Below are 17936 nucleotides of genomic sequence, written 5' to 3' on the forward strand. Positions count from 1 at the left end.
AGGGTGAGCGTCTTCCAGGGGCGCGGGGAACTGCGCGTGCAACCCGCCACGCACCGGAGGGTGCAAGGCCAGCGCAAGGGGCACCCTCGCGCGCCCGGCCCGGAGAGCTATGAGCTCGGCTCTCCGTGCCAGCGCCAGCTGGATTGCCGGGCGAGGCCCGGGAGCGTCGTGCGGCCCGTGGACCACAGCAGCGCGGGCCACGGCTCGGCGTCGGCGGGCGCGTCGGGGAAGAGCCGGTGCAAGACCCTGGCGCAGAGCCCGGCCGGCGGCTCGAAGGGCAGCCCGTGCCCGGAGACGATGTCATGGGTGTGGACGAGCGTCTCGACCACACCCATCGCCCCGAAGCCCGCGGGGTCCGACACCCCGAACACGTGGTGCGAGCGCACGGCGGGCGAGGTGGTGCGGACCATCGAGGTCAGCAGCGCGCCGCAGGCGTCGAGCACCTGGAGCAGGCCCGCGCCGCCCTCCGCCCGGTCCACGAAGACCGTGCTCGCCGGGCCGCCCGGCGTCTCCCGGCGCCAGGTGACCGGCACGTGCGTGGTCAGCGGGGGCTTTCGCGGCCCGAGTTGGAGCGCGTACGCGAAGAGGTCGTCCGCCAGGTGCTCCGCGGTCTGCCAGCAGGTCCACTCCAGGGTGCCGGCCGGCTGGTCCCAGCCGCTGTCGGGGACGTCCTGCAGGGCGGCCACCGCGAGCTGTACGGCGAGGTCGACGTCGTCTGCGGTCACGGGTCCCGGGAGGTCCTTCGGTGCGGAAGTCATGCCGGGACGGTACAACCGCCGGGGGCCGTACGGCCCACCGCGTCAGGGCGCGAAGATCCGCTGGGCGGCAACCGCGGCGCCGCCGCGCGCCCAGGCCTCGAACGGCAGCGGCCGCACCACCAGGTCGCAGTCGGCCGCGGCGCCGAAGGCCTGGGCGCGGAAGGCCGCGCGGACCGCGTCGGCGAACAGGTCGTAGGAGGCCACGCCCTCGCCGGAGATGACGATGCGCTGCGGGCCGACCAGGTTGGCGATCGAGGCCATGGCCAGGCCGAGCGCCCGCCCGGCGCGGGCGAAGACCTCGCGTACGGCCGGGTCGCCGGCGTGTGCGCGCCGCACCGCGGCGGCCATGGTCAGCTCCGGGTCCCCGGTGGCCTGCCTGGCCTGCTCGGTGATCGCGTGGGTGGCGGCGACCGCCTCCACGCACCCGGTGTTGCCGCAGGTGCAGACCCGGTCGCCGCCGACCGGCAGGTGCCCGGCCTCGCCCGCGACCCCGTAGGCCCCCGACACCACCCGGCCCTCGACCGCGATGCCGCAGCCGATCCCGGCGCCGACGGTGACCAGCGCGAAGGACGACAGGCCCGCGCCCGCGCCGAACCACTGCTCGGCCACGGTCAGCGCCCGCACGTCGTTCTCGACCACGGCCGGCACACCCGCGGCACCTTCGACCAGCCGGGCCAGCGGCACCTGCCGCCAGTCGAGGAAGGGCGAGTACTGCACGGTCCCGGCCCGCGCGTCGATGTCGCCCGCGAGGGTCACGCCGATGCCGTGCACCCCGCCAGGGGACTCGGCGCCGGCCTGCGCCGCCGCCCCGCCGTCCGCCCGCAGCCGGGCCACCAGCCGGGCCACCGCACGTACCGCGCTGTCGACGTCGCGCGAGGCCAGCGGGGCGCGGCGGGCGGCGAGCGGGGCGGCGGTGAGGTCGGTGAGGACCCCGATCAGCTCGTCGCCGGTGACCTTGACCCCGACGAAACGCGCGCGCTCGGGCCGTACGGCCATCGGCGTCGCGGGCCGGCCGCTGCCCCGCTCGCCCTCGGGGCGGCCCAGTTCCGCGATCCAGCCGTCGGCCAGCAGCGGAGCGGCGACCTTGGTGACCGCACCGGGCGACAGGCCGGTGCGGCGCCCCAGCTCCGCCCGGGTGAGGGGGCCGTGCACCAGCAGTGTCCTGAAGACCAGGGCGGCGGCCGGCGGCCGCCCGGCGAGCGTCATGCGGCCGACCTTACCTTTCCACCGGAAAACAGCAAGGTGTCCGACAGGCCCGGCCCCGTATCCCTGACCTGCTGTCAGCAGGCTGTGAATATGTTGACCACGGAAGGAAACTCAGCCTAGATTCGGCCGGGACCCGAGGAGAGGACCCCCGCCATGCAGAACGCCACCGCACGGACCGCCACCCTGCGCGCGGCGGGGACCGCCCTGGTCCTGGAGCTGACCGAGCCGGTGCCGCGGGTCCTGCACTGGGGCGCCGACCCCGGCGAGCTGTCGGACGCCGACGCGGCGGCCCTCGCCCTCACCGCGGACGGCGCCGTCCTCAACAACGCCATCGACCAGCCGCGCCGCCTGACCGTGTGGCCGACCGAGGCCGACGGCTGGTCGGGCACCCCCGCCCACGAGGGCCATCTCGCGGGCGGCGCCGCAGCCCCGGGCCCGGTGCTCACCGGCAGCGCCCAGCGCACCTTCGACGCCGGCGGCGGCGAGGTCGAACTGACCCTCGCCGACGCCGCAGCGGCCCTCGACATCACCGTCACCTACCGCCTGGAGCCCTCCGGGGTACTCGGCGTGAGCGCGCAGCTGGCCCGCAGGTCCGACGCGGGGCCAGAACCGTATGACCTCGCCCGCGTCTCCACACTGCTGCCGCTGCCGGCCCGCGCCAGCGAGGTGCTGGACTTCACCGGCAAGTGGAGCAGGGAGCGGCAGCCGCAGCGCCGCCCGCTCGGCCACGGCTCCTACGTCCGCGAGGTGCGGCGCGGCAAGCCCGGCCTGGACTCGCCGTACCTGCTGGCCGCGGGAGTGCCCGGGTTCGGCTTCCGGGACGGCGAGGTGTGGGGGGTGCACGTCGCCTGGAGCGGCGACCAGCGCTACCTGGTCGAGCAGCTCCCAGAGGGCGCGGGCGTGCACGCGGCGGTCCTCGGCGGCGGCGAGCTGCTGCGCGCGGGCGAGATCCGGCTCGCCCCGGGCGAGACCTACCGCACCCCGGTCTGCCACTTCGGCTGGTCGGCCGACGGGCTCGACGGCCTGGCCGACCGCTTCCACGCCCTGCTGCGCGCCCGCCCCGGCCACCCGAGCACCCCGCGCCCCGTGGTGCTCAACAGCTGGGAGGCCGTCTACTTCGACCACGACCTGGACCGGCTGCGCCGCCTCGCCGACCGGGCCGCCGAGGTCGGCGTGGAGCGCTTCGTGCTGGACGACGGCTGGTTCACCGGCCGCCGCTCGGACAACGCGGGCCTGGGCGACTGGTACGTCGACCCGCAGATGTGGCCGGAAGGCCTCGGGCCGCTCGCCGACCACGTCAGGGCGCTCGGCATGGACTTCGGGCTGTGGTTCGAACCCGAGATGGTCAACCCGGACTCGCGCCTGGCGCGCGAGCACCCCGACTGGATCCTGGGCCCCGCCCGCGGGCGCGGCCCCACCTCGCGCCACCAGTACGTGCTGGACGTCTCGCACCCCGGCGCGTGGGCGTATCTGCTGGAGCGGCTCGACACCCTGGTGGCCGAGTACGGCATCGCCTACATCAAGTGGGACCACAACCGGGAACTGCACGAGGCGGTGCACGGCCCGGGCGACCGGCCCGCCGGGCACGCCCAGGTCGAGGCCTTCTACCGGCTGCTCGACGCGCTGCGCGAACGGCACCCGGCACTGGAGATCGAGAGCTGCGCGTCCGGCGGCGGCCGGATCGACCTGGGCGTGCTCGCCAGGACCGACCGGGTGTGGACCTCGGACTGCAACGACCCGGTCGAGCGGCAGACCATCCAGCGGTGGACCGGCCAACTGCTGCCGCCCGAGCTGATCGGCGCGCACGTCGGGGCCGCCGAGAGCCACACCACAGGACGGGTCACCGCCGACACCTTCCGCATGGCCACCAGCCTCTTCTGCCACCCCGGCATCGAACAGGACCTCACCCGCTGCGACGCGGGCGAGCTGGCCAGGATCACCGCGTGGACCGCCCTCTACCGCGAGCTGCGCCCGCTGCTGCACAGCGGCCGCCAGGTGCGCGCCGACCTGCCGGGTGAGGCCGTCCTGCTGCACGGCGTCGTCGCCGCCGACTCCTCGGCCGCGCTCTACTGCTGGGCGCGGCTGGCGACCTCGCCCGAAGGCCAGTCGGGCCGGGTGCGGCTGCCGGGCCTGGCCCCCGGCGCGGACTACCGGGTCCGGGTCCGCACCGACCTCGGGCTGCCCTCGCTGCACCAGACCTCGGGCCCCGCCTGGTTCACCGCGGCCCTGGAGGACTGGGTGCCGCTGCCCGGCACGGTGCTGTCGCTGGCCGGTCTGCCGATGCCCACGCTGAACCCCGCCCACGCCCTGCTGCTGGAGGTGCGCACGGCCTGAGCGGCAGCGGGCCTCGTCCGTTCGGCCCACCCCGGCTGCGGCGGCGGCGCCCGGTGGACAGGGTGCAGAGCGAGGGACCGGCGGGCGGACCCGGCCGGACGACGACGGGATCAGGGAGCACACCCGATGGACCTCAGCAGCACCGTGGACGGCCTGATGGACGGCCTCACCGCCGACCTGGTGCGGCTCGCGGAGATCCCCTCGATCGCCTTCCCCGGCTATCCGCGCTCGGAGGTGATCAGGGCGCACGACCTGCTGGTGGCCCTGCTGCGGGAGGCGGGCGTCGAGCACGTCGAGAGCATCGACCTGCCCGGCACCTCGCCGGTGATCTACGCCGAGGTGCCGCCGCCGGACCCGGACGCGCCGACCGTGCTGCTCTACGGCCACTACGACGTGCAGCCGCCGGGCGACGAGTCGCTGTGGCTGTCCCCGCCCTTCGAACCCACCCCGGTCGAGGGCGGGCTGCGGGCGCGCGGCATCGCGGACGACAAGTCCAACGTCATCGCGCACCTGGGGGTGCTGCGGGCCTACGGGGGCCGGCCGCCCACCGGGCTGAAGATCGTCATCGAGGGCCAGGAGGAGTACGGCAGCGCCTTCGACGACCACCCGCCAACCGACCCGGATCGCTTCGCCTGCGACGCCATGGTGATCGCCGACATGGGCAACCTGCGGCCCGGCACCCCGACCCTCACCACCGGGCTGCGCGGTGTCGCCGAGGTCGTGGTGGAGGTGCGGACGCTGGCCGAGGCCCGGCACAGCGGCGGGTTCGGCGGCGCCGCCCCCGACGCGCTGCTCGCCCTGGTCCGCGCACTGTCCGGGCTGCACGACGAGCGGGGCGACGTGGCGGTGCCCGGGCTGCGCCGCGAGGAGTGGGACGGGGCCTCGTACACCGAGCGGGAGTTCCGCGAACTGGCGGCCGTGGCCGACGGGATGCCGCTGACCGGCAGCGGCAGCCTGGGGGAGCGGCTGTGGAGCGGACCGGCGATCACCGTCATCGGCCTGGACGCCCCGTCCGTCGACGGCGCCGCCTCCGCGGTCGTCCCCTACGCCCGCGCCAAGCTCAACCTGCGGGTCCACCCGCGGCAGGACCCGCGGGAGGCCACCGGTGCGCTCGTCCGCTTCCTGCGCGAAAGCCGCCCGTACGGCATCGAGTTGACGGTCACGCCGAGCGACGCGGGACCCGGCTTCGAGGCGGCGACCGGCGGCCCCGCCTACCGGGCGGCCCGCACCGCGCTGCGCGAAGGCTGGGGCGCCGAGCCGCAGTTCGCGGCGAGCGGCGGATCCATCCCGCTGGTCAACGGCCTCGCGAGGGCCGCGCCGAACGCGGAGGTGCTGCTGTTCGGCGCCCAGGACGGCCTGTGCGCCCTGCACGCGCCCAACGAGCGGGTGCTCCTGTCGGAACTGCGCGGCGCGGTGATCGCCGAGGCCGCTTTCCTGCGCGAGTACGCCGCCGCCTTCCGTGCTCAGCGCGGCACCCCGCGCTGAGCCCGCAACCAACGAATGCAATTGCATCGGGAATTGCAGATGCAGTTGCCGGGTAGAGGTGTGTGTGAGTGCCGCGGTCCGCGGTGCTGGAGCGACGGACGAGCCCGGTGGACTCAGGAAAGAGGCGATGCCCTGTGGAGCAGTCGATCGGCAACGGAGTGCAGGCCAGCAGCATTTCCGGGGTGGAGTGGACCAAGAGCGCCCGCAGCAACCAGAGTGGCAACTGCGTCGAGGTTGCCCAACTGCCGGGCGGCGGCGTGGCAGTTCGCAATTCACGCTTCCCTGACGGCCCTGCTCTGGTATACACGCAGGCAGAGATGGCCGCATTCGTCGAGGGCGCCAAGGACGGCGACTTCGACGCTTTTACGGTGTGAAGCCCGCTGTTTGACGTCCAGGAGGACGAACTGCGGGCTTCGCGGTGCAATACTGGCCCGTCCAGTATGACTCGGGAGCTCGCATGTCCGCTCAAGCGCAGCCCGTATCGCCGTTACCGTTGTTCGAACGCCGCCCCGACATGGGCGCGCGGGCCATGTCCAGGGTGCTCGGCAACTACCTGCGCGCCCTGCGGGAGAGCCGCGGCTACAGCCCCGCGGCGGCCGGCAGCCACATCCGCGCCCACGCCTCGAAGATCAGCCGCATGGAGACCGCCCATGTCTCCCTCAAGACTCGCGACGTCGAGGAGCTGCTGCAGCTCTACGGCGTCGGCGACCACGAGCGCGGCCAGATCTCCCAGCTGGTGCAGCGCGCCGCCAGCCCCGACTGGTGGCAGCCCTACGGCGAGGTCGTCCCCGACTGGCTGCAGGCGCTGATCGGCCTGGAGCGCGACGCGCACCTGGTGCGTACCTACGAGACCCAGTTCGTGCCCGGCCTGCTGCAGACCGTCGAGTACGCCCGGGCCGTCGTGGACAGCGGGCACCGGCTCGCCCCCGCCGCCGAGAACGCCCAGCGGGTGGAACTGCGCCTGGAGCGCCAGCGCAGGATGGCCGAGCCCGGCGCACCGGTGCTGTGGGCGCTCATCGACGAGGGAGTGCTGCACCGCCCGGTCGGCGGCGCCGAGGTGATGCGCGGCCAGTTGTTGCACCTGCTCGACGTGCTGCGCCAGCCCGGCGTCAGGCTGCAGGTCGCCTCCTACGCGGCGAGCGCCGCCGCCACGCCGGGGGCCGCGGTGACCTATCTGCGGTTCGCCCAGGGCTTCCTGCCCGACGTGGTCTACCTGGAGCACATGACCAGCGCGGTCTACCTCGACCGGCTCGACGACGTCGACCGCTACCGTGCCGCGCTGGACGAGCTGAGCGCGCTCGCGGCGACTCCCGCCGCCAGCAGGGCGATCCTGGAGGAGGCCCTGCGCCGCTACCGGTGAACTGGTGCGCACAAGGGGCCTCCCCGCGGCCGGCGGGTCCGGGTCAGCCGACGATGCGGCCGACCCCGCCGAACTCGATCCACTCCATGCTCGGCTGCTTCGGCGCCAGATCGGTGTCCGGGCGCCAGGTGGACACCTCCACCAGGCCGGGCTCCAGGATCTCGGTGCCTTCGAGGAACCGCAGCACGTCCTGCTCGCGCCGGACCTCGCCCCAGTTCCCCCCGGTGCTCTCGGCCATGAACTCGGTGACCCCGCGCCGGGTCTCCTCGTCCTCGCTGACCAGCTGGCACACCACGAGGAAGCTGCCGGGCGGCACCTTGGCCGCGGCGCGCCGCACCACGTCGGCCGGGTCGTCGCGGTCCGGGATGCAGTGCAGCACCGACACGAACAGCACCGCGACCGGCTCGTCGGTGTTGATCAGCCGGGTGACCTCGGGGCTCGACCAGATCTTCTCGGTGTCGCGCATGTCCGCCTGTATCACGGCGGTGTTCTCGTTCTGCTCCAGCAGCGCCCGGCCGTGCGCCAGCACGATCGGGTCGTTGTCGATGTAGACGACCCGGGCCTCCGGGTCGACCCGCTGCGCCACCTCGTGGACGTTGTCCTGGGTCGGCAGGCCCGAGCCGTGGTCGACGAACTGGCGTATGCCGTAGTCCTCCGCGAGCCTGCGCACCACCCGGCGCAGGAACGCCCGGTTGTTCAGTGCCAGCACCTTCGTGCTGGGCACCTGTTTGAGCAGCTCTTCCGTGGCCGCGCGGTCCGCCGGGTAGTTGTCCTTCCCGTCCATCAGGTAGTCGTACATGCGGGCCACGCTGGGCACCGTCACATCGATCTTGTCCGTCAGCGGTACATCCCCGTTGTCCATCGGGTTCCTCACGGCAGCGTCGGCCTGGTACAGGCGAGTTGGGAGTGATCTGGAGCACACCCATCCTAGGCAGACGACCCGTCACGGTCGAGACCGCGGTCACAACAGTGCGTGAGCGCCGCCGACTTCAGGCGGCGGCGGGCAGTGCGTTGTACGCCTGCGCCACCACGGCCGGACGATCGCCCGCGTGCCCGCCGGGCCGCCAGCGCAGCGTGACCTCGCGGGACTCGCCGGGCAGCAGCCACAGGCAGTTGTCGTCGGCCAGTGCGGGCAGCGCGGGCCCGTCGGGCGCGGCGGCCAGCGAGAGGCGCACCATCGCCGCCGGTGCGCCGCCGGCGTTCGCCACCGCCGCGGTGACCGCCTCCGCACCGGCCGCGCGCACGGCGACCGACAGGGGTACGTACGGCAGGCCGTTGAGCGCGCGCATGTCCGACGGGGTGCGGCAGCGCCAGTAGTCGTTGGCCGACAGCAGCCGCCCGTCCGCGCCGGCCAGCCGCAGCCGCAGCAGGTGGGTGGCCGGCAGCGCCCGCGCGAAGGGCACCGCGAAGGCCGCCGTGACACCGCCGGCCGGGAGGTCGGCGGTGTGCCGCGACGGCTCGCCGATCGGCCGCCCGCCCAGGTCGTACAGCTGGGCCTCGACCGCCGCGCCCCGTACCGCGGCCGCGGTGTGGTTCGCCGCGAGCACCGTGCCGTCCGCCGGGTCGGCCTGGACGTGCAGCGGCTCGCAGCCCTTGCGGGCGCCGTAGTAGCCGCCGCCCACGTCCAGGCCGTGCCCGCACACCGGCCACACCGGGGTGTGCAGCGCCGGGTGCGGCAGCGCGGCGGGCAGTGCGCCCGCACCGCGCCACATCCGGGTGTTCCACGCCTCGAACATCGCCCGCATGCCCTCGTAGTCGACGAACTGCGCCTTGCGGCTCAGCTCGCGCGCCGAGGTCGCGCTGCCCAGGCGCTCCTCGACCGCGCGCCGGAAGGCGTCGCCGCGCACCGCCGCGCCCGGTGCCCCGCGCCCGACCGTCTCGCCGCCGTGCCGCCCGGCGGGGGCGGTGCGCACCAGGGCCGCCGCGGCACCGGGTCTGCTCGGGGACGTCGGGATGTTCGGCATGGGCACCGCTCCGTTCAGGAATGAGGGTCACGAGGCTGGCGAGCGCGGCGGGCGCGCGGATGTGCAGGACTCCGCCCGCCCCGGAGGAACGGGGCGAACGGGGCGAACGGAGTCTGACAACGTTGCCACGTCGCATTGACAACGTTGCCAACGCAGTCTGCTCCGCCTCGGCCGACAGTTCAAGCCGGTCCGGAGAATATCCGCACGCCATCCTTTTCCGGCCCGACGCGGACATGACGAAGGGGGCCGACGGCCGCCGCCGTCGGCCCCCTCGCGGATGGGCCGGCCCGCCGGTCAGCCGGCCGGGTAGCCCACCACGTCCACCGGCACCGTGGCGGTGCCCTGCGCCGCGGCTCCGTAGTCGTTGATCACATGCTCGATCACGCCCGCGCCGTTCAGCGACACCGTCAGCAGGTCGTGGAAGCGCACGTCCTTCCTGACCGGCGCCTCGAAGCTGCGGGTCACACGGATCGTCGGGTCGACGGTGAAGAAGCAGTAGCTGCCCAGGCCCCAGGCCTCGTGGTGGCGCACCGAGTCGCCCACCTTGTAGGCCGCCCAGCCGTCCACGCCGTGGTGGCGGTAGGCGGCCTGGTTCGGCGGGTCGTACGGCAGCTCGTTCTGGAACATCACCGTCCTGCCGTGGTCGCCGTTCCAGACCACGTTGTACTTCTGGAAGTGCTCCACGAACAGCCCCGTGGCCAGCACGTTGTCGCCGTTGACCACGACGCCGGACTCGGCGGTGTTCACCGTCCAGCCCACCCCGCTGCCGTGGTCGGCGCGCCAGGCCCAGATGTGGTCGAGCAGCACGTTGTCGCTGTTGACCACCAGTGCGGTCCCGGTACGCCCGGGGCCCGCGCCGCCGACCCGGAAGAACACGTCCTGCACCGACGTCGGGTTCTGCGGGTCGCTGCGCCGCCCGTGCCCGCCGCCGACCTCCAGCAGCGACCGCGACTCGGTCTCGCCCGCGTCGAAGAGCAGGCCCGCGATCCGCACCCCGCGCACGTCGTCCACCCGCATCGCGACCGCGCCGCTCACCGGGGTGAGGGTGGCGAAGCCCAGCCCGAGCACCACCGTGCCCGCCCACTTGACCTTGATCGTGCCGGTCAGCCGGTAGATGCCCGGGGTCAGCAGCAGGTGCCTGCCCTGCGCCAGCGCCTTGTTGATGGTGCGCACCGAGTCCGAGGGCTTGGCGATGAAGAACTGCTCGATCGGGATCGAGCTGCCGGGGGTGTGCCCCGCGCTCCAGCTCGCACCCGCGGTGTCGCGCCGCAGCGCGGGCAGGAACACCCGGTAGCGGCCGGTCGCGTCCACGTACAGGAAGGGCTTCTCGCGGCTGACCGGGGTGGTCGGCAGCGTGGTGTACGGCGGGTCGGGGAAGGACTGCTCGGGGGCGCCCGCGACGCCCGAGAAGACCTGGTTCCACACGCCGTTGGACCAGCCGCCCACCGCGCTGTCCCGGGTCAGCCACTGCTGCTGCGAGGCGTTGACGACCTCCCCGTCGACCACCGAGTCGGCGATGAAGCCGCCGCTGGAGAAGCCGCCCTGGCGCGGGAAGAGGAAGAGCTGCCCGCGGATGTGCACCCGGCGCAGCGGCGCCGCCTGCGACACCGCCCACCAGTTGATGCCGTCGGACGGAACGACCGCGAGGTTCTCGGCGGAGCGCCAGAAGTTGGTCAGCGCGCTGTCGCCGCCGCCCGGCTGCGGCTGACCCTCGACGCGGACGGCGCCGTTGATCGTGACGTCGTCGGGAGACAGGCCGAGCCCTGCGACCGAGGTGTAGTAGCCGAGTTGGGCGTCCACGTCGTAGGTGCCCGGCTTGAACAGGAAGGCGAAGCGGCCGGTGCCGAACTCGCTGGTGACCTGCTGCTGGGCGGCGGCGTTCAGGGCGGCCTGGATGTCGGCGGCCGGGGTCGCCGGGTCGAAGACCCGGACATGGGGGCCGAAGTCCGGCTCCGCGGGGGCGGGCGGGCGCCCGTGGCTCCCGCGTGCCGACGCGGGCGCCGCGGCGGCGCCCAGCGGTACGGCGGAGGCCAGGGCCGCGGTGGCGATGAACGAACGCCGGCTCAGCGCGCTGTCGGCGGGAGCGTCCTGCGTTTCCTGGTCGGTGAGTTCACTTCCTGCGGCCCTGAACGAAGACATGAGCGATGACCACCTTCTACCCCTGACGCCGGCCGCCCGACGGGACGCGGACAACCTGAGAGCGCTCTCTCGCAGACGTACCCTGGGGCGTGGCGGGCGAGCTGTCAAGATCTGTGAGAGCGCTCTCTTCCGTGCCTGGCCACGCACCTCACAGTCGCAACACGCGCCACGACGCGGGCTTTTCGCGTGCTGCGCGCATGGCTGCCGGGTTGCGGGCGTCTGTGCCGCCCGCACGGCTGTGACCTGCGGCTCCGCCGCCGGGGCGGGCCGCAGGCCGGGGGACGGCGGGGGCCGCGCGAGGGGTACGGGCGGGGCGCCGGCGGGCGGTCACGGTGTCGTAACTGTTGCGTGTGCGTCGGGTCGCGGGCGCGTGCCGGCCGGAGCGCGGTGGGGTGGTGCGGCTCTCGCGGGGGCGGTGGCGGGCCGCTTCCGGGCAGTGCGGGTGTGGGGGTACGGCCTGGTGTGTGGGCGTCCGGCGCGGTGGCGTACGCCTGTTGTGCGTCGGGCGCGCCGAGGCCTGGTGCGGGGCGGCGGGGTCAGGAGGCGGAGGTGACGGCCTTGAGTTCGGCCAGGGAGTCCTTGATGAACCGGCGCAGCTCGCCGTCGTCCGGGCCGCCGATCCAGCGCTCGAAGGAGACGCGGAAGACCGCGATGCCCGCGTCGGCCGCGAGGGTCGCCGCCGGTTCCTGTACACCGCGCCCGCGCAGGGTGTCGGCCACCGCGGTGGAGAGCGTGGCGAGTTTGGCCAGCTCGCGCTCCTGGAGCTCGGGGTTCGCCGAGATGACGGACTGGCGGCGCCGGGAGCGGGGGAGGTCGCGCAGCACTCCGCCCATCGCGTCGAGTCCCGCGGCGACCGCATCGATGGGAGCCGCCTGCTCGGGCGCGCCGGCCACGGCGCCGATCAGGACCTCCTGGAGTTCCGCCGAGCCGGAGAACAGCACCTCGCGCTTGTCGGCGAAGTAGCGGAAGAAGGTCCGCTCGGTGAGCCCGGCCTGCCGGGCGATCTCCGTGACCGTCGTCTGAGCGAAGCCGCGCTCGACGTACAGCTCCAGCGCGGCCTGTTCGAGCCGTCCCCGCGAGTTCGGCTGCCATCTACCCATGGCTGAATTCTACGTGATGGCAGGGACTGACATCGTGGTGCTACCGTTGATGTCAGGAGCTGACATCGCTGGCCGCGGGACGGAACCGCGGCCGGGACTGCCGGCTCACCCCTACCGGAGGTTCGTAGCTCATGCGTGTTTTCGTCACCGGTGCGTCCGGCTGGATCGGTTCCGCCGTGATTCCCGAACTCATCGCCGCCGGCCACCAGGTCGTCGGCCTCGCCCGCTCCGACGCGGCGGCGCTCACGGTCAGCGGGGCGGGCGCCGAGGTGCTCCGCGGCACCGTCGACGACCTCGACGTCCTGCGGGACGGCGCGGACGCGTCCGACGGCGTGATCCACCTCGCCTTCAAGCACGACCTCGCCTTCTCGGGCGGCTTCGAGGCCGCGGCCCTGGCCAACCAGGCCGCCGTCGAGGCCATGGGCGAGGCGCTGGCCGGATCGGACCGGCCCTTCGCCCTCGCCTCCGGCGTGCTCGGGCTCGCACCGGGCCGTGTGGCGACCGAGGCGGACGGCCTCGGCGCCGACGCCGAGGGCTCCACGCCGGGCGGCGGCCTGAGCCTGCGGCGGGCGACCGCCCGCTACGTGGTGGACCTGGCCGAACGCGGCGTCCGCTCGTCCGTCGTCGGCCTGGCGCCGTCCATCCACGGCGAGGGCGACCACGGCTTCATGGCCTCACTCGTCGCCGTGGCGCGGGACAAGGGCCTCGCCGGCTACCTCGGCGACGGCTCACAGCGCTGGCCCGCCGCCCACGTCGCGGACGCGGCACGCCTCTTCCGGCTCGCACTGGAGAAGGCCCCGGCCGGCTCGCACCTCTTCGGCGTCGCCGACCAGGGGGTGCCGATCCGTACGATCGCCGAGGTGATCGGCCGCCACCTCGACCTGCCGGCCGCCTCCGTGCCGGCGGAGGACGCGGCCGGGCACTTCGGCTGGCTGGCCCCGCTGGTGGCTCTCGACAGCCCCGCCTCCAGCGCGGCCACCCGCGAACTGCTGGACTGGCAGCCGGTGCAGCCGGGCCTGGTCGAGGACCTGGAGAAGGGCCACTACTTCCGGTAGCCGCCGCCCGCACCTCCGCACTTCCGTACGCCGGGCGGCGCTCCGGGGGGGGTGCCGCCTGTGCGGCCGTCAGGAGGCGGGGAGCTGGCGTCGGATGTCCTGGGTGTGGTGGACCAGCTCGTGGAGGGTGTGCTGCGCCAGCCAGCGCAAGGTGCGCTCCTGGCGCTCGGGGTAGGTGTAGATGAGGGTGCGGTCCCAGTCGGCGGGGGACAGCCGGGTCAGAGTGCCGGCGAACAGCAGTGCCGCGTCGCGGAGCTGCCGGGCGACGTCGGCCGGGTCCTGGCCGGCGTAGCCGTCGTGGCCGACGCGCTCGTCGCGGCCCATCGGCTCGGCGACCGGCGTGTCCAGGCGCCGGGCGGCCAGCACCCTTTCCCGCTGGACGAGCAGCATGTCCCGCAGATGGCAGGCGTACTCCAGCGGCGACCACACGTCGGGTGCCGGCCGCCGGCGCAGCACGGCGGGCTCCGCCCGCAGCAGGCCGGCGACGGCGTCCGCACGGCTGCGAGCCGACGCGGGGACCGCGGGAGCGAGGGTGAGGTCGTAGGTGAAACCGCATTCGGCGCAAGTCGTCACGCCTCACGCTAACAAGTCCCCCCGGCCGGGCGGGATCTGCCGGCTCGGCCCGCCGGGTCGGCCGCGTCCAGCCGGCCAGCCGGGGTGTACGCCGCTGGGCAGTTCGCGCGGGGCGGGTATTGGCGGTTCGGTTCGCCGGGCCGGGTGCGTTCAACGGGAGTTCGTAGCGGCTCACCCGGGTGAGGGGGCCGTTGTCGGCGGGTCGGCCGGGGCGCGCCGCCGAGGGGTGCGTCGGCGCAGTGTACGAAGGTGTGGGCTTCGTAGTTGGCCCGCAGCCGGGTGTTCGCTGCTGGGCGGGTTTTGCCCGGTTCGGTTCGCCGGGTCGGGTGCGTCGTAGCGGTGTATGAAGGCGTGGGCATCGTGGTACGAGCGCGGCCGGGCGGGATCTGGCTTCAGTTCGCCGCAGCGGGCGCGTTCAGTGGGAGTTCGTAGCGGCTCACCCACGTGACGGGGCCGTGGTCGGTGCGTTGGCCGGGGGCGCCGCCCACGGGGGCGTCGCCGCGGTGCATGAAGGCGTGGGACTCGTAGTAGGCGCGCAGCCGGGTGTTCGACGCGACGCAGTCCAGCCGCAGGGCGTCCGCGGCCTGCGTCCGGGCGGTGTCCGCCGCCCAGGCGAGGATCACCGCGCCCAGACCCGCGGCGCGTCGGCGTACCGCCATGCGGTGGACGTACGCGGCGGGGCCGGGGGAGTCCGCCCACAGCGGGTCGGACCGGTCGAGGGTGACCGTGCCCGCCGCCTCGCCCGCCACCTCGACGAGCCAGGTCTCGCCGCGGGATATCGCCCCCTCGACCCATGCGGCCTCGAAGCGCGGCGGCCACTGGCTGACGCCCTGCGCGGCGAGCCACTGCGCCGCCTCGTCCAGGACGTCGAGCACGGTCGCCGTGCTGTCGGCGGTGGCCCGGCGGAAGCGGACGGTATCGCCCCGCCACTTGGCTGCCATGGTCCCGATTCCCGTCCCTCGGCCTGTCATCCGGTCCCGTGCGGCACGTCGAGCACCGTCGCCGTGCCGGCGGCGGAAGTCGACCGTACCGCCTGCCGTTCGGCAGCCGTGGTCGAGACTCCCGTCACTCGGGCCGCCAGTCGGTGTTCGCGCCGCAGACCACCAGGCACGGGAGGTCGCCGGGGACCCGGCCCGCCAGCCAGGCGGCGAAGGGGGCCGCGGCGGCGGGCTCCACGGCGATCCTGCACTCCTCCCACAGGCGGTCGCGGGCCTGGACGATCTGGGCGTCGGTGACCAGGACGGAGGCCACCTCGTGCGACGTGAGGATGTCGAAGGGGATCGCGCCCACCCGGGTCGCGCCGGTCGCCGACGCCGCCACGGACGTCACTGCCGAGTCCACCGGGCGGCCCGCGGCCAGCGCGTCGTGCAGGCAGGGGCAGCCCTCGGGCTCGACCGCCACGATCCGGCGCCCGCCGGCCGGCAGCGCCGTACCGGCGGCCAGCCCGCCGCCGCCCACGGCGACCGCGAGGGTGTCGACGGCCGGCGCGTCCGCCAGGATCTCGGCCGCCACGGTGCCCTGCCCCGCCACGACGGCCGGGTCGTCGTACGGGTGCAGGAAGCGGTGCCCGGGACGCTGCGCGAGCTCCGTCGCAGCGGCGGCCGCCGCTGCGAAGTCGGCACCGTGCCGCACGAGTCGCGCCCCCGCGGCCTTGATGCGCCGCGCCTTGGAGGCCGGGGCCGACTCGGGTACGTACACGGTGGCGCGGACGCCGAGCAGCGCCGCGGCCGTCGCCACCGCCAGGCCGTGGTTGCCGCCCGACGCGGACACGACGTGGTCGTCCAGCGGCCCGGACAGCATCGCGTTGAGCGCGCCGCGCAGCTTGAACGAGCCGCTGCGCTGCAGGTGTTCCAGCTTCAGCAGGACGCGCCGGCCGTCGATCTCCACGTCGAGGAGCGGGGTGCGGCGCGCATAGGGGCGGATACGGTCGGCCGCCGCCAGGACGTCGGCGGTGGTGAGCAGTCGGGTGCGGGTCGTCATGCGCCCATACTCCGCGGCCCACCGCCGTAAGCACCAGCAACGGTCGATGGCCTACCGTTAGCAGCACTTACGGCAGGGAGGCAGCGTGCGCGAGCTGGACGTCAACCGGCTGCGGGTGCTCGTGGAGGTCGCGCACGCTGCGTCCATCGCGGAGGCCGCCCGCAGGCTGGCCTTCACGCCCTCGGCGCTCTCGCAGCAGATCGCCAAGCTGGAGGCGGAGTTGGGCGCCCGGCTGCTCGAACGCCGCCCGACCGGCGTCACCTTGACCCCGGTCGGCCAGGTCCTGGTCGGCCACGGGGAGCGCGTGCTGGGCGAACTGCGGCAGGCGCGGGCCGCGGTGGAGGCCGCACTGGGCAACCAGCCGCAGCGCCTGGCCCTCGGCACCTTCGCCACCGCAGGCCAGGTTCTGGTGCCCGCCGCCCTCGCGGCACTCCAACGACGCCACCCGCGCGCGGAGTTGTCGCTGCTCGACCTCGAACCGCCGGACGGCTACGGGCTCGTCGCCGCGGGCGACCTCGACGCGCTCATCACCCACCGCTACCCCGGGGTGCCGCCGACCCCGCACCCCGGGCTCGACCGGCAGGCGCTGCTCAGCGACCCGCTCGTCCTCGCCCTGCCCGGCGGCCACGCGCTCGCCGACGCGCCGCCCGGCGGCATCCGCCTCGACCGGCTCGGCGGCGAGACCTGGATCTCCGGGGCGCCGGGCATACCCAACCGGATCTGCCTGGAGACCCTCGCCGGCCAGGCCGGCATCGCACCGCACGTCGCCTACGAGTCCGCCGACTACCACGTCATCCTCGCCCTGGTCGGCGCGGGACTCGGCATCGCGCTGGTCCCGCGGTCCGTGCTCGCCGGCGCCGCCCACCCCGGTCTCGCGGTCCACCACCTCCGCGACCTCGCGCCCGCCCGCGCCGTCAGCATCCTGCACCGCCGCCGGCCGCCCGCGCTCGTACGGGAGCTGACCGCCTACCTGCTCAGCGCGGGCAAGGACGCGGCCGGGCACGCGCGGCTCAGACCGTGACCACCTCGACGCCGGCCTCCTCGAAAGCCGCGACCGCCGCCGCGGGGGCGGCGGTGTCCGTGACCAGCGTGTCGACCGCGCCGGTCGCGCAGATACGGGCGAAGGCGCGGCGGCCGATCTTCGAGGAGTCCGTCGCCACCACCACCCGCCCGGCGCGCTCGGCCAGCAGCCGGTTGGTGTCCGCCTCGTCCTCGTGGTGGGCGTAGACGCCCTCGACGGGGTCGATCGCGTCGATGCCGAGGACGGCGACGTCCAGGGTGATCTGCCGCAGGACGCCACCGGCCAGCGGGCCGGTCAGCTCGTAGGACTGGGGGCGGGCGACGCCCCCGGTGACCACCAGCTTGATCTGCGGGCGGATCACCAGCTCGGCGGCGATGTTCAGGGCGTTGGTCACCACGGTGAGCGCCGGCGCCCGGCCGGCGCCACCCGCCTCGGCCAGGTCGCCGCGCAGCGCCAGCGCACGGGCGATCTCCGTCGTCGTCGTGCCGCCGGTCAGCCCGACGACGTCGCCCGCCGTGACCATCGCGGCCGCCGCGGCCGCGATGCGCTGCTTCTGCGGGGCGTTGCGTGCGGTTCTGTACCGCAGCGGCAACTCGTACGACACGCCGTGGGTGACGGCGCCGCCGCGGGTCCTGACCAGCATCTGCTGCTCGGCGAGCTGGTCGAGGTCGCGGCGGATCGTGGCGGTGGAGACGTTCAGTGAGGCGGCCGCCTCGTCTACGTCGAGGCGGCCCTGTTCGGCCAGCAGGTCGAGCAAGGAGCTCCACCGCGCGTCCCGCGACACGCCCCCACCTCCTCCTCGCACCTACGGTGCCCCCACCCTCCCACACGATGTCCCTCGCGGTGGCGTTCACCTGTCCGCCGGTGGGGGCTTGTCGCGCAGTTCCCCCCGGCCGCTTCGGCCCTGCCCCTTGCGGTGGGCGGGCGACCAGCCACGACGTAGCGGAAGGTGCAGGCTCGC

General features: G+C 74.5%; 16 protein-coding genes. 6 read left to right on the forward strand and 10 right to left on the reverse strand.

Annotated features, from left to right (window positions below; genetic code table 11):
• Positions 1 to 107 precede the first annotated feature (107 nt).
• Entirely contained in the window at positions 108 to 758 is a 651-nt protein-coding gene (locus JT723_RS25275; protein ID WP_205047081.1) for a DinB family protein, read from the reverse strand.
• Between the two features lie 42 nt (positions 759 to 800).
• The gene (locus JT723_RS25280) at positions 801 to 1964 is read right to left on the reverse strand and encodes an ROK family transcriptional regulator (RefSeq protein WP_205047082.1); all 1164 of its coding nucleotides are present in this window, start codon (positions 1962 to 1964) and stop codon (positions 801 to 803) included.
• A gap of 153 nt (positions 1965 to 2117) precedes the next feature.
• On the opposite strand from JT723_RS25280, the gene JT723_RS25285 reads away from it, so the two are divergent.
• From JT723_RS25285 to JT723_RS25300, 4 genes are all read left to right on the forward strand, one after another.
• Complete coding sequence (locus JT723_RS25285; RefSeq protein ID WP_205047083.1) at positions 2118 to 4298, forward strand: alpha-galactosidase; 2181 nt, start codon at positions 2118 to 2120, stop codon at positions 4296 to 4298.
• Between the two features lie 126 nt (positions 4299 to 4424).
• On the forward strand, positions 4425 to 5783 hold the full coding sequence (locus JT723_RS25290) for a M20/M25/M40 family metallo-hydrolase (protein ID WP_205047084.1): 1359 nt from the start codon (positions 4425 to 4427) through the stop codon (positions 5781 to 5783).
• A gap of 134 nt (positions 5784 to 5917) precedes the next feature.
• Complete coding sequence (locus tag JT723_RS25295; protein WP_205047085.1) at positions 5918 to 6157, forward strand: DUF397 domain-containing protein; 240 nt, start codon at positions 5918 to 5920, stop codon at positions 6155 to 6157.
• 83 nt (positions 6158 to 6240) lie between these two features.
• A complete protein-coding gene (locus JT723_RS25300; protein ID WP_205047086.1) occupies positions 6241 to 7143 on the forward strand; it encodes a helix-turn-helix domain-containing protein in 903 nt (300 codons plus the stop codon).
• A 43-nt stretch (positions 7144 to 7186) separates the two neighbouring features.
• Here JT723_RS25300 and JT723_RS25305 read toward each other — a convergent pair whose 3' ends face one another.
• From JT723_RS25305 to JT723_RS25320, 4 genes are all read right to left on the reverse strand, one after another.
• On the reverse strand, positions 7187 to 8005 hold the full coding sequence (locus JT723_RS25305; RefSeq protein WP_205047087.1) for an SAM-dependent methyltransferase: 819 nt from the start codon (positions 8003 to 8005) through the stop codon (positions 7187 to 7189).
• Between the two features lie 127 nt (positions 8006 to 8132).
• Positions 8133 to 9107, reverse strand: coding sequence for a glycoside hydrolase family 2 protein (locus JT723_RS25310; RefSeq protein ID WP_205047088.1), 975 nt, complete (start codon positions 9105 to 9107; stop codon positions 8133 to 8135).
• A 294-nt stretch (positions 9108 to 9401) separates the two neighbouring features.
• Positions 9402 to 11246 (reverse strand): pectate lyase-like domain-containing protein, encoded by a 1845-nt coding sequence (locus tag JT723_RS25315; protein WP_205047089.1) that lies wholly within the window; start codon positions 11244 to 11246, stop codon positions 9402 to 9404.
• A gap of 536 nt (positions 11247 to 11782) precedes the next feature.
• Positions 11783 to 12346, reverse strand: a complete 564-nt coding sequence (locus JT723_RS25320; RefSeq protein ID WP_205047090.1) for a TetR family transcriptional regulator — start codon at positions 12344 to 12346, stop codon at positions 11783 to 11785.
• A gap of 131 nt (positions 12347 to 12477) precedes the next feature.
• Here JT723_RS25320 and JT723_RS25325 point away from each other — a divergent pair, with 131 nt between their 5' ends.
• Positions 12478 to 13401: an SDR family oxidoreductase gene (locus JT723_RS25325; protein ID WP_205047091.1), complete on the forward strand. Its 924-nt coding sequence runs from the start codon at positions 12478 to 12480 to the stop codon at positions 13399 to 13401.
• A 69-nt stretch (positions 13402 to 13470) separates the two neighbouring features.
• On the opposite strand, the gene JT723_RS25330 is transcribed toward JT723_RS25325, so the two are convergent.
• The 3 genes from JT723_RS25330 to JT723_RS25340 all read right to left on the reverse strand — a co-directional run bounded on the left by JT723_RS25330 (position 13471) and on the right by JT723_RS25340 (position 15954).
• Positions 13471 to 13974, reverse strand: a complete 504-nt coding sequence (locus tag JT723_RS25330) for a DinB family protein (RefSeq protein ID WP_205047092.1) — start codon at positions 13972 to 13974, stop codon at positions 13471 to 13473.
• A gap of 392 nt (positions 13975 to 14366) precedes the next feature.
• Positions 14367 to 14915, reverse strand: a complete 549-nt coding sequence (locus tag JT723_RS25335) for a GNAT family N-acetyltransferase (RefSeq protein ID WP_205047093.1) — start codon at positions 14913 to 14915, stop codon at positions 14367 to 14369.
• Between the two features lie 124 nt (positions 14916 to 15039).
• Entirely contained in the window at positions 15040 to 15954 is a 915-nt protein-coding gene (locus tag JT723_RS25340; protein ID WP_205047094.1) for a serine/threonine dehydratase, read from the reverse strand.
• Positions 15955 to 16039: 85 nt separating this feature from the next.
• Here JT723_RS25340 and JT723_RS25345 point away from each other — a divergent pair, with 85 nt between their 5' ends.
• Complete coding sequence (locus tag JT723_RS25345) at positions 16040 to 16975, forward strand: LysR family transcriptional regulator (RefSeq protein WP_205047095.1); 936 nt, start codon at positions 16040 to 16042, stop codon at positions 16973 to 16975.
• Here the strand turns inward: JT723_RS25345 and JT723_RS25350 are convergent.
• Positions 16965 to 17759, reverse strand: coding sequence for a DeoR/GlpR family DNA-binding transcription regulator (locus tag JT723_RS25350; protein ID WP_205047096.1), 795 nt, complete (start codon positions 17757 to 17759; stop codon positions 16965 to 16967). The genes JT723_RS25345 and JT723_RS25350 overlap by 11 nt on opposite strands.
• Positions 17760 to 17936: the final 177 nt, after the last annotated feature.

Source organism: Actinacidiphila bryophytorum, from assembly GCF_016916835.1.
GTDB classification, from domain to species: Bacteria; Actinomycetota; Actinomycetes; order Streptomycetales; family Streptomycetaceae; genus Actinacidiphila; species Actinacidiphila bryophytorum.